A 16652-nucleotide genomic window follows, 5' to 3' on the forward strand; every position below is an offset into this window, starting at 1 on the left:
TGTGCCTGATCAGGGCAGTTCCACAGCGCCCATGCGGGCTTGGATGGTGGCCGAGCGCCCGGCCACATAGGCCGAGCCGGGGTTCTTCTCAAAGCGCTTGGGCGCCGGCAGCATCACCGCCAGCCGGGCCGCCTGGGCCGGGCCCAGCTGCGCCGCATCGACACGGAAATAGTGCCGTGCGGCTGCCTGGGCGCCGAACACCCCTTCGCCCCACTCCACGCTGTTCAGATAGATCGCCAGGATGCGCTGCTTGCCCAGCAGGGCTTCCAGCATGAAGGTGATCAGGAATTCCTGCGCCTTGCGCGGCGCGGTGCGCTCGCCCGACAGGAAGAGGTTCTTGGCCAGCTGCTGGCTGATGGTGGAGCCGCCCACCACCTTGGCCTCGACCTTGCGCGCTGGCGTGGCCACCTTGCCGTTGGCGGCGCGTTTCTCGGCCTGTTCGTTGAGCTTCTCGGCGCGCGCCTCGGACTTCTGGTTGCGCTCCCAGGCCTTCTCGATCGCGTCCCATTCCACGCCGCCGTGCTCGGCAAAGCCGGCGTCCTCGCTGGCGATCACCGCCCGGCCCAGGTGGGGCGAGACCCGGTCCGACCACTCCTGGCTCCAGGCCAGCTCGTGCTTCTCGACCAGCAGCCGCCAGGCTTCCGAGCGCTGGAAGGCGGTGGACTGCGGGTCGACCACCACCATCAGCGCGATGCGCGCCAGGAAGAACAGCTGCAGCGACAGGGCCGACAGCAGCAGCAGCGCCAGCAGGCGCAGCACCAGACGCTTCATGCCGCGCCCGCCAGGCTGGCGCGCAGCGCGGCCAGCACCGGCGCGGTCTCGGGACGGCAACCGCGCCACAGCGCAAAGGCCTCGGCCGCCTGCTCGACCAGCATGCCCAGGCCGTCGCGGTTCTCGGCACCGTGGGCCCTGGCCCAGTCCAGGAAGGGACGGGCGGCGGCGCCATACATCAGGTCCACCGCCAGTGCGCCCGGCCGCAGCGTGGCGGCCGGCACCGGTGCGGCCGCACCGCCCAGGCTGGAGGCGCTGGCGTTGATCACCAGGTCGAAAGCGTCGCCCGGGGCCTCCAGACCGCTGGCCGACAGCGCCACCCCCTGGGCCCGCGCCAGCGCCGCATGGCGCTTCACCAGTTCCTCGGCCCGCTGCAGCGTGCGGTTGGCCAGCACCACCTGGGCGGGCCGGGCCTCCAGCAGCGGGCCCAGCACGCCGGCGCCGGCGCCGCCGGCACCCACCAGCAGCACGCGCTGCCCGGCCAGCGGCCGGCCGGCGCCCTGCGCGATGTCGCGCATCAGGCCGATGCCGTCGGTGTTGTCGGCCAGCCAGCCGTCGGCATCGAAGCGCAGCGTGTTGGCCGCGCCGGCCAGCGTGGCCCGCGGCGTGGCGCGGGCGGCCAGGGCCAGCGCCTCGAACTTGAACGGCACGGTGACATTGCAGCCGCGCGCGCCCTCGGCGGCGAAGCGGCGCACGGTGTCGGCAAAGCCGTCCAGCGGCGCCAGCAGGCGCTCGTAGGTCAGCACCTGGCCGGTCTGCGCCGCAAAGGCGGCGTGGATGGCGGGTGAGCGGCTGTGCTCGACGGGGTGGCCGACCACGGCATAACGGTCAGGGGAACTCATGCAAGAGCAGGTCAGGGAGCGTTGTTGCTGAGGCTGGTCTCCAGCCCATCGCTGCGCGTGAAGCGAAAGCGCGAGGTGACCACGATCTGGTCCGCCTGGCGGCGCATCGCCTCGTTGAACGCGCCGAACGGGCCGGCGGCGTGGACGATGGCCAGCGCCCGCCGGTTGAGCACCGCCGACTTGGCCGGCCGCACGATCTCGGCCTCGATCACCCGGCCGGTGGCATCGATGGTGATGTTCATCGTCAGCTCGCCGTACAGCTTCTTGCCGGCCAGCTCGGGAAAGTCGCGGGTGCCACGGTCCTCGATGCGCCGGCGCAGGTTGTCGTAGTAGATCGCGTAGACCTCTTCGCGCGTGGCCGGGCTGATGTAGCGCTTCTTGGGTCGCGCATTCTCTTCGTTGATGCGCTTCTCGATCTCGGCGAGCATGCGCAGCATCTGGCGCCGGCGCTCCTCACGCTGCTGCTCCTCGGGCGAGGTGGCGGCCTTGCTGGGGTCGGGCGGCGGCAGCAGGGCGATCTCGCGGCGGATCTGCGCCAGCAGCTGCTGCTGGATGTCCTGCATCGCATTGACCTGGCGGCGCGCTTCCTCCAGGTCGTCGCCCGGCTGCTGGAAGGCCGAGGGCGGCAGCGGCGTGGTGGCGCGGCCCTCCTCGTTGTCGCCGCCGCCGGCCAGGTTGGCCTGGGCGATCGCCTGGGCCTTCTGCGGCTTCTCGTCGGAGCGCGCGTTGACCAGGATGACTTCCAGCGGCGTGTCCTCGAACAGGCGGTTGAAACCCTCGGGGTCGACGAAGCGCACGGCCAGCAGCGCGCCATGCACGGCCAGCGAACACAGCAGCGCCCACTGCAGCGCACTCAGGCGCCGTGTCCAGCCGGGCAGGGCGATCCGCCGCATCGTGTTCAGGCGGTGGCGGGCGGCGGTTCGGCGTCAGCCAGGTCGATCGCCAGCGACAGGCTGGCGGTGGGGGCCTCGTCCTCGTCGCCGTCGTCATTTTCCGCAGCCTGGTCGGCACCAGCGGTGGCATCCAGGCGGGTCAGCAGGCTGGCATGCACCTCCAGCGTCAGCAGGTCCAGCCCGGTCACGCGCACCCGCACGCGGGTGCCGCGCGGCAGCGGTTCGCAGCCCAGGGCCTTGAAGACCAGCGGCAGCGTCTCGGCACGCACCAGGCCGTCCTTCATCACCGCCGCGTCCAGCTCGGTCACACCGTTCTGCGCCAACCAGCGCATTGTCCAGAAGCGCTCGATCGCCTGCTGGAAGCCGTTGTAGGCCGAGTAGGCGCCGTCAAAGGCCGAGATCACCGAGAACAGCGTGGCGTCCTTGGGCTTGAAGGGCGCGGCCAGTGCCGCAGTGCGGCCATGTCGCGCGCAGGCAATGATCTGCCACTGGTTGACCAGGTCGGTGTAGCGGCGCAGCGGCGAGGTGGCCCAGGTGTACTGCGCCACGCCCATGCCGGCGTGCGGCGCCGGCTTGGTGCCCATGCGAACCTTCACGCCCGGCGCCAGGCTGGCCTGGCTGCGGTAGATGCCGGGCACGCCCAGCTCGGCCAGCCAGCCGCCCCAGGTGCTGTTGGCCAGGATCATGGCCTCGGAGACCACCAGGTCCAGCGGCGCGCCGCGGCGGCGCTCGGTGATGCGCACCGTCTCGTCGCCCTGCGGCTCACGGCCCGCACCGTCGAGCTTGAAGCTGTAGTCGGGGCGGTTGAACAACTCGGGCTTGCCGCGCACCACTTCGCGCGCCGCTTTCAGGTGCCGCGCCAGGCGGAAGCAGAAGGCCAGCTCGGGCGCGAACGGGTACTCGGCCACGGCCTCGCCGGTCAGGCTGGCCTCGGTGATGACCTCGTCGAGCTGGTCGTGGCGCAGGTTGGCGGCGATCGGCACGCGCTCCAGGCGCGTCTCGGTGGCGGTGACGGCCAGCGTGGCCTCGTCCAGCGTCACGTACAGGCTCACCGCGGGGCAGTCGCGGCCCTCGTCCAGCGTGTAGGCCTGCACCACCGCATCGGGCAGCATGGTGATCTTCCAGCCCGGCATGTAGACGGTGGACAGGCGTTCACGGGCCACCTTGTCGACCGCCGAATCGGGTGTGATCGCCAGGCCCGGCGCGGCGATGTGGATGCCCAACACCACGCTGCCGCTGCCCAGGCCGGTGACCGACAGCGCGTCGTCGATCTCGGTGGTCTGCGAGTCGTCGATCGAGAAGGCCTGCACCGCGGCCAGGGGCAGCTCGTCCTTGATCTGCGGCGCGTCCAGCGGCGGGAAGCCGTGGCCCTTGGGGAACTGCTCGAACAGGAAGCGGCGCCAGTGGAACTGGTAGGGGCTGGTGATCGCGCCGGCCTCCTTCAGCAGGTCCAGCGGAGCGCGCTGACTGCGGCGCGCGGCCTCGACCACCGCCTTGTACTCGGGCGCGTTCTTGTCGGGGCGGAACAGGATCCGGTAGAGCTGCTCGGCGATCGGCGGCGGGCAGGCGCCAGCGGCCAGCTCGGTGGCCCAGACCTCGATCTGTGCGGCCTGCTGGGCCTTGCGCTCGATTGCCAGCAGGGCGGCCTTGACCGTGTCTTCAGGGGCCTTCCTGAATTGGCCCTTGCCGGCGCGGCGGAAGTAGTGCGGCGCCTCGAACAGCTTGAACAGCATGGCCGCCTGCAGCTCCGGGCCGGCGCTGGCCGAGAAATAGTCGCGCGCCAGGTCGGCAAAGCCGAACTCGCCCTCGGGGGCGAACTCCCAGGCCAGGTCCAGGTCAATGCCGGCGGCCTGCGCCTGGCCGGACGCGACCAGCTCGGCCGGCTGCGGCTTGTCAAAGCGCAGCAGCACGTTGGCGGTCTTCACCTTGACGCGCTTGCCCGAATCCAGCTCGATCTGCATCGAGCTGTCGGCCTCGGACATCACACGGCCGGCGAGGAACTTGCCAGCATCATCGAACAGGGCATACATCACCGGCGGATTGTCGCCGATGGCGGGCTCAGGCCTCGGGCTGGTTCAGGCCCCGGGCGTGGTCGATCAGGCGGTCGAACAGGTCGCCCAGCAGCCGGCGCTCCTCCAGGCTCAGGCAGCCGAAGATCTCGTGGTTGCGCCGGTTGATCAGGTCCATGACCTGGGTCCAGCGCTGGCGGCCCGCTTCGGTCAGCTTGAGGTCGACGCTGCGGGCGTCGTTCTCGCTGGGGCTCTTGCTGATCAGTCCCTGGTCGACCAGGGACTGCGCCGCCCGGCTGGCCTGGCCCTTGTCCAGGTTGGCCTCGAAGGCCAGGCGGTTCACCGACAGCGCGTCGAACGACCCCACCGCGGCCAGGCAGCGCGCCTCGCCCAGGCCCAGCCCGCTCTCGGCCAGGTAGAGCTCATGGCTGGCCCGGTCGCTGAGCTTGTGCAGCATGTGCAGCCGGTAGGTCAGGAACCGGTCCAGCGTGGGCAGGTTCCCGGCGGTCCGGTTGAAGCGGCCGCTGTTCATGCGCTGCTCAGCCCGCCATCGTGTGGACCAGCCACAGCGACAGCGCCGGGAAGGCCACCAGGAAGCCGATGCGGATGAAGTCGGAGGCCAGGAAGGGCATCACCCCCTTGGCGGTCTCCAGGTAGGGCACGTCCTTGGCCATCTTCTGGATGATGAACAGGTTCATGCCCACGGGAGGGTGCACCAGGCCGATCTCCACCACCATCAGCGCCAGGATGCCGAACCACACCGACTTGTCACCCGCCGACATGCCGTAGAAGTCCAGGCCCATGATCATCGGGTAGAAGATCGGGATGGTCAGCAGGATCATCGCCAGCGAATCCATCACGCAGCCCAGCAGCACATAGACCACCAGGATCGCGATCAGCACCAGCAGCGGCGGCAGGCCGCTGTTCTTGACCCAGTCGGCCAGCTCGGTGGGCAGCTGGGTGATGGCCAGGCCGGAGTTCAGCAGGTCGGCGCCCAGCAGCACCAGGAAGATCATCGCGGTGGCGTGGGCGGTGCCGATCAGGCTGGCCTTGATGCCCGCCCAGCGCATGCCGCCCTTGACGACGGCCAGCGCGCCGCAGGCGGCGGCGCCGATCGAGGCCGCTTCGGTGGGGTTGGCCCAGCCGCCGTAGATGCCGACGATCACCACCACGAACACGCCCATCACCGGCAGTACCGCCACTGTCGCGGCCATGCGCTCGGACCAGCTGGCCTGGTCGCCGGCCGGACCGGCGTTGGGGTTCAGCGTGACGAGGATGCGGATCACCACCATGTAGCCCAGCATCGCGATGAGGCCGGGGATCATCGCCGCGACGAAGAGCTTGCCGATCGACTCCTGCGTCAGCACCGCATAGATCACCAGCGGCACCGACGGCGGGATCATGATGCCCAGCGTGCCGGCGGCGGCCAGCGTGCCGGTGGACAGCCGGCCCGAATAGCCGTGGCGGCGCAGCTCGGGCAGTGCCACCTGGGCCATCGTGGCCGCGGTGGCCAGCGAGGAGCCGCAGATCGCCCCGAAGCCGGCGCAGGCACCGGTGGCGGCCATCGCCAGGCCGCCGCGCCAGTGGCCCAGGAAGGCCGCGGCGAAGCGGAACAGCGCCTTGCTCAGCCCGCCATGCGTGGCGAACTGGCCCATCAGCATGAACAGCGGGATCACCGCCAGGTCGTAGTTCGAGAAGCGCGCATAGGCCAGGTGGTTCATCGTGAACAGCAGCGCGTTGGGGTCGCCGGCGTTCATCGCCAGGAAGCCCGCCGCACCGCCGATCAGCATGCCCACGCCCACATGCACGCGGATCGCCAGCAGGGCCAGCAGCCCCGCAAAGATCCACAGCCCAATGGCCATGCCGCTCATGCTTTCACCCCCATCGCGATATTCAGCGAGTGCATCGTGCGGTGCAGCGCCGTCAGCGCCAGCAGCACGAAGCTGGGCACGATCAGCAGCACGCACCACCAGATCGGGATCAGCAGCAGCGGCGACACCTCCATGCTCTCCTTGGCCTCTTCCACGTACAGGCCGGTGCGCCAGGTCAGCAGCACCGCGGCGCCCAGCAGCAGGCCGTGGCCCAGCGCATCCAGCGCGGCGCGGGCGCGCTCGCTCATCCAGGTGGTCAGGGCGTCGACCTTGATGTGGTGGTCATGCAGTTCGCACACCGGCAGAAACGCCGCCGAGCCGATCGCCGCGCCCATCATCAGGATCTCCATGTCGCCCTGGATCGGCGTGGCAAAGAGCTTGCGGCCGACGATGGAGACGATGGACATGACCACCAGCGCGCAGAACACCATGCCGCCGGCCATGGCCCAGCCGGTGACCACGGTGCTCAGCAGGCCCAGCACGCCGCCGGTGGGCGGGGTGTCGACGTTGGCGTCGTCGGGAACCAGTTCAGCCATCTCAGGTGCTCACTTGGGCAGGTACTTGGCGCCGATGGCGCGCGCGTCGGCGGCCAGCTGCTTGGCCGGCAGGCCCTTGGCGGCGGCCTGCTGGATCCACTCGGCCTCGACGCCGGCCGAGGCCTTTTGCATCGCCGCGTAGTCCTCGGGCTTGATGACCAGGATCTTGTTGCCCTGGGCGGTCATCTTCTTGCGCGCGGCCTCGTTGCCCTGGTCCCAGACCGAGCCAGCCAGCTCGGACAGCACCTTGCCGCTGTTCTTGTCGATCGCGGCCTTCAGGTCGGCCGGCAGCGACTCGTACTTCTGCTTGTTCATCAGGATGGCCATCGGCGTCTGGGTGAAGCCGGGCTGGTTCTGCAGGCCTTCCATGTGGTACTTCGTGACCTCGTCGACCTTGGTGGTCGGCAGGATCTCCCAGGGCGCCATCGCGCCGTCGATCACGCCCTTGCTGATCGATTCGGTGATGGCCGCCACCGGCAGGTTCACCGGCGTGGCGCCCAGCGACTGCAGGAACAGCGACGAGAAGCGCGAGGGGCTGCGCAGCTTCAGGCCCTTGAAGCCGTCCACCGTCAGCACCGGCTTGCTGGCGGTGCTGATCACCACGTTCGAGGCGCTGAAGATGGCCAGCACCTTGAAGTCCTTGAAGTCCTCCTGGCCGTTCTTCAGGTAGTACTCCCACATCGCCTTCGAGCCCGCCAGGCCCTGCGGCGGCATCGTGAAGGGCAGCTCCAGCGCCTCGGTGCGCGGGAAGCGGCCGGTGGCGAAGGACGGCGAGGTCCAGATGACGTCGGCCACGCCGTTCTTCACCTGGTCGATCAGCTGCGCCGGCGTGCCGCCCAGCTGCAGCGACGGGTAGATCTGGCACTTGAGCTTGCCGCCCGAGTCCTTCTCGATGCTGGCGCACCAGGGCTCGGCGATGAAGCGCTGGAAGTTGCCGGTGGAGGGCAGGAAGTGCGAGAACTTGATCGTCGTGACCTGGGCGCTGGCGGTGGCGGCGGCCAGGGCCAGCGGCAGCGCGGCGAGGAGGTGGGCGGGCTTCATGGGCAGACCTTTCAGGGAAGACAAGGCCCCGCGCGACGTCCTCGTACAGGCGCGCGGCAAGGGGCCGGAGCGGGCCGTTGAAGCGGCTTACTTGCTCATGTACTTGGCGCCGATGGCGTGCACTTCGGCCGCCAGCTTCTTGCCGTCCAGGCCCTTGTCGGTGGCCTGCTTGATCCAGTCGGCCTCGACCGAGGCGGCGGCCTTCTGCATTGCGGCGTAGTCGGCGTCCTTGATCACCAGGACCTTGTTGCCCTGGGCGGTCATCTTCTTGCGGGCGTCGTCGTTGCCCTGGTCCCAGACCTTGCCGGTCAGCTCCACCAGGGCGGCGCCGCTGTGTTTGTCGATCACCGCCTTCAGCTCGGGCGACAGCGATTCGAATTTGGCCTTGTTCATCAGCACGGCCATCGGGGTCTGGGTGAAGCCGGGCTGGTTGGGCTGGCCTTCCATGTGGTACTTGGTGACCTCGTCGATCTTGGTCGCGGGCAGCACTTCCCACGGCGCCATGGCGCCGTCGATCACGCCCTTGCTGACCGATTCGGTCACCTGGGCGATCGGCATGTTCACCGGCGTGCCGCCCAGCGCGGTCAGGAACAGCGACGAAAAGCGCGAGGGGCTGCGCAGCTTCACGCCCTTGAAACCATCCACCGTCAGGATCGGCTTGCTGGCGGTGCTCATCACCACGTTGGAGGCGCTGAAGATGGCCAGCACCTTGAAGTCCTTGAAGTCTTCCTGGCCGTGCTTCTGGTAGTACTCCCACATGGCCTTGGAGCCGGCCAGGCCGCCCGGCGGCAGCGAGAAGGGCAGCTCCAGCGCCTCGGTGCGCGGGAAGCGGCCGGTGGAGTAGCTCGGCGAGGTCCAGACCACGTCGGCCACGCCGTTCTTCACCTGGTCGGCCAGCTGCGGCGGCGTGCCGCCCAGCTGCAGCGCCGGGTAGATCTGGCACTTGAGCTTGCCGCCCGAGTCCTTCTCGATCGCCGCGCACCAGGGCTCGGCCACGTTCTTGTGGAAGTTCGAGTTGGGTGCCAGGAAGTGCGAGAACTTGATCGTCGTGACCTGGGCCTGCGCGGGCAGGGCGCCGATCAGCAGGGTGGCAGCGACACAGGCGAGGGCGCCAAGGCGGATCTTCATCGTTGTCTCCAGACGGGTGGCCAGGGGGCGGGTGTGCCTGAATTCATCAGCACACTTTCTGTTGCGGCTGCAACCATATAGATCAACGGTTGCGCGCTCAACTATCGGAAACCCCATTGCCGGGATCGGGGGTGGGTGGCAACAATGGTTGCGCGTGCAACCAAATGCGCCCGCACCCACACCATGCACCAGCCCGACACCACCCCACGCCGCTCCATCTACTACGACTACCGCGTCCACCCGGCCTGGACGCCGCCGTCGCTGGGCAGCCCGCCGGCGCGCGTGGTGGTGGTGGGCGCCGGGCCGATCGGCATGGCGCTGGCGCTGGACCTGGCGCGCCATGGCGTGCCGGTGCTGCTGCTCGAGGCGCAGCAGCAGGTCTCCGAAGGCAGCCGGGCGATCGTCTTCACCCGGCGCTCGATGGAGATCCTGCAGCAGGTGGGCGCCGACCGCGCGATCACCGCTGCCGGCCTGCCCTGGCGCAGCGGCAACTCCTTCTTCCGCGGCCAGCGGGTCTTCCGCATGGAGGCGCCGCACGACGACAACGACCGCTTCCACCCGATGATCAACCTGCAGCAGCCCTACCTGGAGGAGGCGCTGCTCGACCAGATCGCCGCGCAGCCGCTGGTGGAGATGCGCTGGGGCCAGAAGGTCACGCGCATCCTGCGCAACGAGGACGGCGTCGGGGCGCGCCTGGAGGTCGACACCCCGGGCGGCGTCTATGAGCAGGACGCCGAGTGGGTGGTGGCCTGCGATGGCGCGCGCTCCGAACTGCGCCAGATGTGCGGCCTGCGCATGGAAGGCGCTTCGTACGAAGGCCGCTTCGTCATCGCCGACATCCGTGTCGACCTGCCGCTGCCCACCGAGCGCCTGGCCTTCTTCGACCCGCCCTGGAACCCCGGCAACACCGTGCTGATGCACCGCGAGCCGCACGGCATCTGGCGCATCGACTACCAGCTGCCCGCCGACGAGACGCCCGAGCAGGCGCTGTCGCCCGAGTCGCTGAAGGCCCGCATCGACGCCCAGCTGGCGATGATCGGACACGCCGGCACCTCCTGGGAGATGGACTGGTGTTCGGTCTACTCGGCCCGCGCGATGACCCTGCCCGACTACCGCCACCACCGCCTGCTGTTCTGCGGCGACGCGGCGCACATGCTGCCGATCTTCGGCGTGCGCGGCGCCAACACCGGCTGGCAGGACGCGCACGACCTGGGCTGGAAGCTGGCCTTCGTGCTCAAGGGCCTGAGCGGCCCGGCGCTGCTGGACAGCTACAGCCACGAACGGGTGGCCGCGGCGCGCGAGATCATCGACGAGGCCAGCAAGAGCACCCGCTTCATGACGCCGCCCAGCCGGGGCTTCCGGCTGCTGCGCGACGCGGTGCTGAGCCTGTCGCTGTCCCAGCCTTTCGTGGGCCCGCTGTTCCACTGGCGCACCTCGCGGCCGCACGACTACGCCGACTCGCCGCTGAACAGCCACGACGATGACGACGCGCTGTTCCAGACAGGCCCGCGTGATGGCGCGCCCATGCCCAATGTCCGCCTGGGCCCCGACGAGCACCTGATGGACCACTTCGGCCCGGCCTTCTGGCTGCTGCACTTCCACCGCGAGGGCGGCGTTCCGCCGGCCCTGCAGGCCGAGGCGCAACGCTGGCGCGAACGTGGCGTGCCGCTGCAGATCGTGGCGGTGCGCAGCGGCGGCGGCGCCGCCGAAGGCGCCGACCGGGTGATCGACGACCGCGCGGGCCAGGTGCATGGCCGCTACGGTGTGCGCCAGTCCGGCAGCTGCTACCTGCTGCGCCCCGACCAGCATGTCTGTGCGCGCTGGCTGTCGCTGGACGCCCGCCGCCTGGAGCGCGCGCTGTGCCGCGCCACCGCCCGATGAACCCCGCCCGCGGAGAAGCACCGATGTCCGAACTCAGTACCGCCGACCTGGAGCAGGTCTACGACCGGCTGGCCGAGGCGATCGACCAGGCCGAGGGCCACAGCGAACTGATGCTGGTGAAGCTGGCGCTGCTGATGGCGCGCGAGCTGGGCCAGCGCGAGCGGGTCGAGGCGCTGATTGGCGACGCGCTGCGCGACCTCGCGCCCGCCTGATCAGGCCGGCGGCAGCGGCAGCCACAGGCTGGCGCGCGTGCCTTCGCCCGGCGCCGACTGCACCTCCAGCCGGCCGCCATGGCGCTGGGCGATGCGCTGGCAGGTCACCAGGCCCAGGCCGGAGCCCTGGAACTGCGCCTGGGTGTGGAAGCGCTGGAATGGACGGAACACGCCGCCCTCGACCCGCGCGGCGTCGAAGCCCGAGCCGTTGTCGGTCACCGTCAGTTCCGTGCCCTGGTCGGTGGATTGCCAAGCCACGGTGATGCGGGCCGGCTCGCGGCGCGCGCTGTACTTCCAGGCGTTGCCCAGCAGGTTGGCCAGCACCGAGCGCATCAGGCCGGCGTCGCACCAGGCGGGCATCTCGGGCGGCAGCTGCAGCGTCACCTGCCGCCAGGGCTCCAGTCGCTGCAGATCGTCCAGCACCTGGCTGGCCAGCGGGGCCAGGTCGTTCCACTGGCAGGCCAGCGGCACGCTGCCGGCGCGCGACAGCACCAGCAGGTCATTGACCAGCTCCGACATGTCACGTGCCGAGCGCTCGATCTGCTCCAGGAAGGCCAGGCCAGCGGGGTCCATGCCCTGGGCATGCCGGGTCCTCAGCAGCTGAGACAGCCCGGCGATGCCCGACAGCGGACTCTTCAGGTCGTGCGCCGCGGTGCGCGAAAAGGCCTCCAGCTCCAGGTTGGTGGCCTGCAACTCGGCGGTGCGCTCATCCACCAGGCGTTGCAGCTCGCTGCGCAGCGTGTCCTGGACAGCGTCGCGCTCCCGCCGGGCGGTGATGTCCTCCGCAATGCCGCCCATCAGCACCGGCTGCCCGCGGGCGTCCAGGATCATGCGCTTGCGGTCCTCGACCCAGCGCACGCTGCCGTCAGGCCGCACGATGCGGTACTCGCAGCTGACCATCTGGCCATCGGCCAGGCGCGGATCCAGCGCCCAGGCCGCGGCCAGATCGTCAGGATGCACCGATTCACGCCACAACGCCGGGCGGCGCAGGATCTCGGGCACCGACCGGCCATAGATCTGCTCGAAGGCCGGGCTCACATAGTGCAGCCGGCTCCCGTCCGGGCTGCCGATCCACAGCACCTCGCCCAGGCTCTCGTGCAACTGGCGGAACTGCCGCTGCTGCAGCGCCAGCGCGTCGCGCATGCGGCGGTACTCGTGGCGCTGGAACAGGAACAGGCCGACACCGGTCAGCGCGATGAAGGCCAGGCCCTTGAGCTGCTGCGCCGTGTCCAGCCAGTCGGGGTCGCCGGAGACGGCGTGGACGAGGGCGTCCGAGCCCATGATCCAGGCCACGCCGAACAGCACATAGGCCAGGCTCACGCGCCACGCGGCACGGGCGCTGGACAAGGCATCGTCGACCTGGTGAGGCATGCGGACGGCTACCGCTGAAAGGGCCCCGATTGCACCAGCCCGCGGCCCTTCACGCCTTGATTCGCATCAATCTGCGAACGCAACTCACTCCCAACCAGGAATGTCGGGCACCACCAGCTGCTGCACCTCGGGCAAGTCGATGCCGAACTGCCGCCGCAGCAGCGCCTGCAGCGCGGCGCGGTGGCGCAGCGTCCAGCGCTGGACCACCCGGCCCTGGCGCAGCGTGACCTCGCGGTTGAGCACCGAGACCCGGCCGCCATCGATCAGCGCACGCATCGACAGCCGGCGCCGGAACGGTGAGCTGGGGTGGGTGGCGGTGAAGTGGTTGCCCATCTCGAAATCAGGCGGGCAGCATTCCTCCAGCGCGGTGGTCCACATCGGGCGCTCGCCCGCCAGGTCCGGGGCCTGGGCCGACAGCGTCCACCAGCGACCCTCGCGGCGCAGGTGGTGGGTCACACCGCCGCCGCGGACCCGCGCGCCGTCGACCAGCGGCACCGGCACCTGGGGCGCCAGGCCGCCGAAGCCGGCATCCACGATCACCGGCCCGCTGGTCAGCGACACCACCAGGAAGTGGTGGGTGCGTCCGGCCTGCTCGCGCGGGCGCTCGACGATCACCCGTGCCAGGTGGTCACGCACCGCGAAGCCGTAGTAGCGCAGCGCCGCGCCCAGCAGCGCGCTGTGCTCGAAGCAGTAGCCGCCGCGGCGGCGGGTCACCAGCTTGTCCTGCAAGGAGGGCAGATCCAGCCGCGGCGGGCGGCCCAGCAGCACGTCCAGGTTCTCGAAGGGGATGCTGCGCATGTGGGCCAGCAGCAGCTGCGCCAGCGTGCCCAGCGAGCAGTCCTGCGGCGGCTCGACGCCCAGCCGCGCCTGGTAGGCCGGCGCGTCGAAGCTGGTCGGGCTGTCGAGCAGAGTGCTGAGGGTCTTGTCCATCGGTGCCGCCATGTTGGTCCTCGCACACTAACATGGGCCATCCCTCGAACCGGAGTGCCCCCTGATGCACCTGTGGACCCACGTCCTGCCGCCACTGGCGGTGGCCCTGCTGGCGCTGCCCGCCGCGTGGCTGAGCGGCGGCTGGCTGCTGCTGCCCACCGTGGCGCTGATGGGCGCGGTGCTGGCTGCGGTGCACCACGCCGAGGTCGTGGCCCACCGCGTGGGCGAGCCGCTGGGCACGCTGGTGCTGGCGCTGGCGGTGACGGTGATCGAGGCGGCACTGATCGTGACGATGATGCTGGCCGGCGGCGGCGCCGAGGCCGAGCTGCCCCGCGACACCATCTTCTCGGCGGTGATGATCATCTGCAACGGCGTGGTGGGCCTGTGTCTGCTGGCCGGCGGCTGGCGCCACCACGAGCAGCAGTTCCGCATCGAGGGCGCCAACGCCGGCCTGGCGGCGCTGATCGCGCTGTGCACGCTGACCCTGGTGCTGCCCACCTTCACCACCAGTTCGGCCGGCGCCACCTACACCGCCTCGCAGCTGGGCTTTGCGGCGGTGGCCTCGCTGGTGCTGTGGCTGGTCTGGGTCTTCGTGCAGACGATCAGCCACCGCGACTACTTCCTGCCGCCCGGCGATGTGCGCGACGACCCCCATGCCCATGCCGCTCCCCCCAGCACGCGCGCCGCCTGGCTCAGCTTTGCGCTGCTGCTGGTGGCGCTGGTGGGCGTGGTCGGTCTGGCCAAGCAGCTCTCGCCGGCGATCGAATCGGCGGTGCGCGCCGCCGGTGCCCCGCGGGCGGTGATCGGCATCGTCATCGCGATGCTGGTGCTGCTGCCTGAAACCGTGGCCGCGCTGCGCGCCGCACTGGCCAACCGCCTGCAGACCAGCATGAACCTGGCGTTCGGCTCGGCGTTGGCCAGCATCGGCCTGACCATCCCGGTGGTGGCGGTGGCCTCGCTGTGGCTGGGTCTGCCGCTGACCCTGGGCCTGGGCCCGAAGGACCTGGCGCTGCTGGTGCTGACCTTCCTGGTCTCGGCGGTCACGCTGGCTTCGGGCCGCAGCCACCTGATGCTGGGCGCGGTGCACCTGGTGATCTTCGCGGCCTTCCTGTTCCTGGCGCTGGTGCCTTGAGGACGCCTCAAGCCCCGCTGCGGGCCAGCGCGTCGCGCAGTTCGCTGCGCAGCGCCCGCAGCGCCGCCAGCTCGGCCTCGGGCGCGGCGATCGCGCTCCAGGCCATCTCGCCCACGGCGCGCGCGGTGGCGGCCAGGTCCAGCGGCTTGTCGGGCTGGCCCACCACCTCCCACAGGATGTGCTCCATCGGGCCCAGCACCATCGGCCGCAGCAGGCGCAGCGGCACGTCGGCGCGGACCTCGCCGCTGGCCTGGCCGCGCGCCAGCAGGTCCATCAGCGGCGCGGTGTAGCGGCGCTGCAGCGGCAGGAAGCTCTCGCCCAGCGCCTGGCCGCGGCTGCGGCCCTCGCTCAGCACCAGCGCGCACAGGCCGGTGCCGTGGATCAGGAACAGGCGCAGGTGGGTCTCGACAAAGACCATCAGCTGCTCGCGCACGCTGCGTTCGCGCGGCAGGTTGGCCTGCATCGCGGCGATGATCTCGTCGTACCAGTCGCCCAGCACGCGCACGCACAGCTCGCGCTTGCCGCTGAAGTAGGTGAACACCGTGGCCTCGGAGATGCCCAGGCGCTGGGCGATCTCGATCGTGGTGGCCCGCTCATAGCCCTTCTCGGCGAAGACCTCGCGGCCCACGCGCAGGATGTCGCGGATGCGCTGTTCGCTCTTGGCGCTGGCGGCGGCACGGCGTGCGGGAGCGGCGGCGGTGTTCATGAAATTGAGTATGACTCAAAAAATGCTTGCGAGGCAAGTCTACCGCTGGTAGATTTCGCCGGTTTGCTGCTGCGGGATGGATCACCCACGGCGGCTCAGGGTTTGTATTGAGTAAGGCTCAAGCCAGAGCCCCCACCGCGGAGACAGCGATGTTCGAATCCACCTTCCAATTCCCCCTGGGCGAGGACATCGCCGCGCTGCGCGAGGCGGTCCGCGTGTTCGCGCAGGAGCAGATCGCGCCGCGCGCCGCGCAGGTCGACAAGGACAACCTCTTTCCGGCCGACCTGTGGCGCAAGCTGGGTGAACTGGGCGTGCACGGCCTGACCGTGCCCGAGGAATACGGCGGCATGGCCATGGGCTACGTCGCCCACATGGTGGCCATGGAAGAGATCTCGCGCGCCAGCGCCTCGGTGGGCCTGAGCTACGGCGCCCACTCCAATCTGTGCATCAACCAGATCAAGCGCAACGGCAGCGAGGCCCAGAAGCAGAAGTACCTGCCCAAGCTGATCAGCGGTGAACACGTGGGCGCGCTGGCGATGAGCGAGCCGGGCGCCGGCTCGGATGTCGTCAGCATGAAGCTGCGCGCTGACAAGCAGGGCGACCGCTACGTGCTCAACGGCAGCAAGATGTGGATCACCAATGGCGGCGACGCCGACACCCTGGTGGTCTACGCCAAGACCGAGCCCGCCATGGGCGCGCGCGGCATGACCGCCTTCATCATCGAGAAGGGCTTCAAGGGCTTCTCCAAGGGCGAGCACCTCGACAAGCTGGGCATGCGTGGCTCCAACACCTACCCGCTGTTCTTCGACAACTGCGAGGTGCCCGAGGAGAACGTGCTGGGCGGCGAGGGCAACGGCGCCAAGGTGCTGATGAGCGGCCTGGACTACGAGCGCGTGGTGCTGTCGGGCGGCCCGCTGGGCATCATGGCGGCGTGCCTGGACGTGGTCGTGCCCTTCATCCACGAGCGCAAGCAGTTCGGCCAGAGCATCGGCGAGTTCCAGCTGATGCAGGGCAAGCTGGCCGACATGTACTCCACCTTCCAGGCCTGCCGCGCCTATGGCTACGCGGTGGCCCAGGCCTGCGACCGCGGCGACCACAGCCGCACGCTGCGCAAGGACGCCGCCGGCGTGATCCTCTACACCGCCGAGAAGGCCACCTGGATGGCCGGCGAGGCGATCCAGGCGCTGGGCGGCGTGGGCTACACCAACGAATACCCCACCGGCCGCCTGTGGCGCGACGCCAAGCTCTACGAGATCGGCGCCGGCACCAGCGAGATCCGCCGCATGCTGATCGGCCGCGAGCTGTTCTCCGAAACCTGCTGAGGCAGCG

General features: G+C 70.0%; 16 protein-coding genes. 4 read left to right on the forward strand and 12 right to left on the reverse strand.

Annotation, left to right across the window (positions count from 1 at the left end; genetic code table 11):
• Positions 1–9 precede the first annotated feature (9 nt).
• From KAK07_RS15190 to KAK07_RS15230, 9 genes are all read right to left on the reverse strand, one after another.
• Complete coding sequence (locus KAK07_RS15190; protein ID WP_210861608.1) at positions 10–771, reverse strand: transglycosylase domain-containing protein; 762 nt, start codon at positions 769–771, stop codon at positions 10–12.
• Positions 768–1613, reverse strand: a complete 846-nt coding sequence (gene aroE / locus KAK07_RS15195; protein ID WP_210861610.1) for a shikimate dehydrogenase — start codon at positions 1611–1613, stop codon at positions 768–770. The genes KAK07_RS15190 and aroE overlap by 4 nt, the downstream gene beginning before the upstream one ends.
• Positions 1614–1624: 11 nt before the next feature.
• The gene (locus tag KAK07_RS15200) at positions 1625–2506 is read right to left on the reverse strand and encodes an energy transducer TonB (protein WP_210861612.1); all 882 of its coding nucleotides are present in this window, start codon (positions 2504–2506) and stop codon (positions 1625–1627) included.
• A gap of 5 nt (positions 2507–2511) precedes the next feature.
• Complete coding sequence (locus KAK07_RS15205; RefSeq protein WP_210861614.1) at positions 2512–4536, reverse strand: ribonuclease catalytic domain-containing protein; 2025 nt, start codon at positions 4534–4536, stop codon at positions 2512–2514.
• A gap of 28 nt (positions 4537–4564) precedes the next feature.
• Positions 4565–5047 (reverse strand): MarR family winged helix-turn-helix transcriptional regulator, encoded by a 483-nt coding sequence (locus KAK07_RS15210; RefSeq protein WP_210861616.1) that lies wholly within the window; start codon positions 5045–5047, stop codon positions 4565–4567.
• Positions 5048–5054: 7 nt separating this feature from the next.
• Entirely contained in the window at positions 5055–6386 is a 1332-nt protein-coding gene (locus KAK07_RS15215; RefSeq protein ID WP_210861618.1) for a TRAP transporter large permease, read from the reverse strand.
• On the reverse strand, positions 6383–6922 hold the full coding sequence (locus tag KAK07_RS15220) for a TRAP transporter small permease (protein WP_210861625.1): 540 nt from the start codon (positions 6920–6922) through the stop codon (positions 6383–6385). Before KAK07_RS15220 ends, KAK07_RS15215 begins: the two co-directional genes overlap by 4 nt.
• A gap of 9 nt (positions 6923–6931) precedes the next feature.
• Entirely contained in the window at positions 6932–7963 is a 1032-nt protein-coding gene (locus KAK07_RS15225) for a TRAP transporter substrate-binding protein (RefSeq protein WP_210856887.1), read from the reverse strand.
• 87 nt (positions 7964–8050) lie between these two features.
• Positions 8051–9091, reverse strand: coding sequence for a TRAP transporter substrate-binding protein (locus tag KAK07_RS15230; RefSeq protein WP_210861627.1), 1041 nt, complete (start codon positions 9089–9091; stop codon positions 8051–8053).
• 183 nt (positions 9092–9274) lie between these two features.
• Between KAK07_RS15230 and KAK07_RS15235 the strand changes: the two genes are divergently transcribed.
• Both KAK07_RS15235 and KAK07_RS15240 read left to right on the forward strand, forming a co-directional pair.
• Positions 9275–10972 (forward strand): FAD-dependent oxidoreductase, encoded by a 1698-nt coding sequence (locus tag KAK07_RS15235; RefSeq protein ID WP_210861629.1) that lies wholly within the window; start codon positions 9275–9277, stop codon positions 10970–10972.
• A gap of 23 nt (positions 10973–10995) precedes the next feature.
• The gene (locus tag KAK07_RS15240) at positions 10996–11184 is read left to right on the forward strand and encodes a DUF2783 domain-containing protein (RefSeq protein WP_210856890.1); all 189 of its coding nucleotides are present in this window, start codon (positions 10996–10998) and stop codon (positions 11182–11184) included.
• Here KAK07_RS15240 and KAK07_RS15245 read toward each other — a convergent pair whose 3' ends face one another.
• Together KAK07_RS15245 and KAK07_RS15250 are read right to left on the reverse strand one after the other, a co-directional pair.
• Positions 11185–12555: a sensor histidine kinase gene (locus KAK07_RS15245; RefSeq protein ID WP_210856891.1), complete on the reverse strand. Its 1371-nt coding sequence runs from the start codon at positions 12553–12555 to the stop codon at positions 11185–11187.
• Between the two features lie 84 nt (positions 12556–12639).
• Positions 12640–13485, reverse strand: a complete 846-nt coding sequence (locus KAK07_RS15250) for an arylamine N-acetyltransferase family protein (protein WP_210856892.1) — start codon at positions 13483–13485, stop codon at positions 12640–12642.
• A 64-nt stretch (positions 13486–13549) separates the two neighbouring features.
• Between KAK07_RS15250 and KAK07_RS15255 the strand changes: the two genes are divergently transcribed.
• The gene (locus KAK07_RS15255) at positions 13550–14617 is read left to right on the forward strand and encodes a calcium:cation antiporter (RefSeq protein ID WP_210861631.1); all 1068 of its coding nucleotides are present in this window, start codon (positions 13550–13552) and stop codon (positions 14615–14617) included.
• Between the two features lie 7 nt (positions 14618–14624).
• Here KAK07_RS15255 and KAK07_RS15260 read toward each other — a convergent pair whose 3' ends face one another.
• Positions 14625–15323 (reverse strand): TetR/AcrR family transcriptional regulator, encoded by a 699-nt coding sequence (locus tag KAK07_RS15260; protein WP_210856894.1) that lies wholly within the window; start codon positions 15321–15323, stop codon positions 14625–14627.
• A gap of 149 nt (positions 15324–15472) precedes the next feature.
• Between KAK07_RS15260 and KAK07_RS15265 the strand changes: the two genes are divergently transcribed.
• A complete protein-coding gene (locus KAK07_RS15265) occupies positions 15473–16645 on the forward strand; it encodes an isovaleryl-CoA dehydrogenase (RefSeq protein WP_210856895.1) in 1173 nt (390 codons plus the stop codon).
• Positions 16646–16652 lie beyond the last annotated feature (7 nt).

It is taken from the genome of Ideonella alba, from assembly GCF_018069875.1.
Taxonomy (GTDB): domain Bacteria; phylum Pseudomonadota; class Gammaproteobacteria; order Burkholderiales; family Burkholderiaceae_C; genus Ideonella; species Ideonella alba.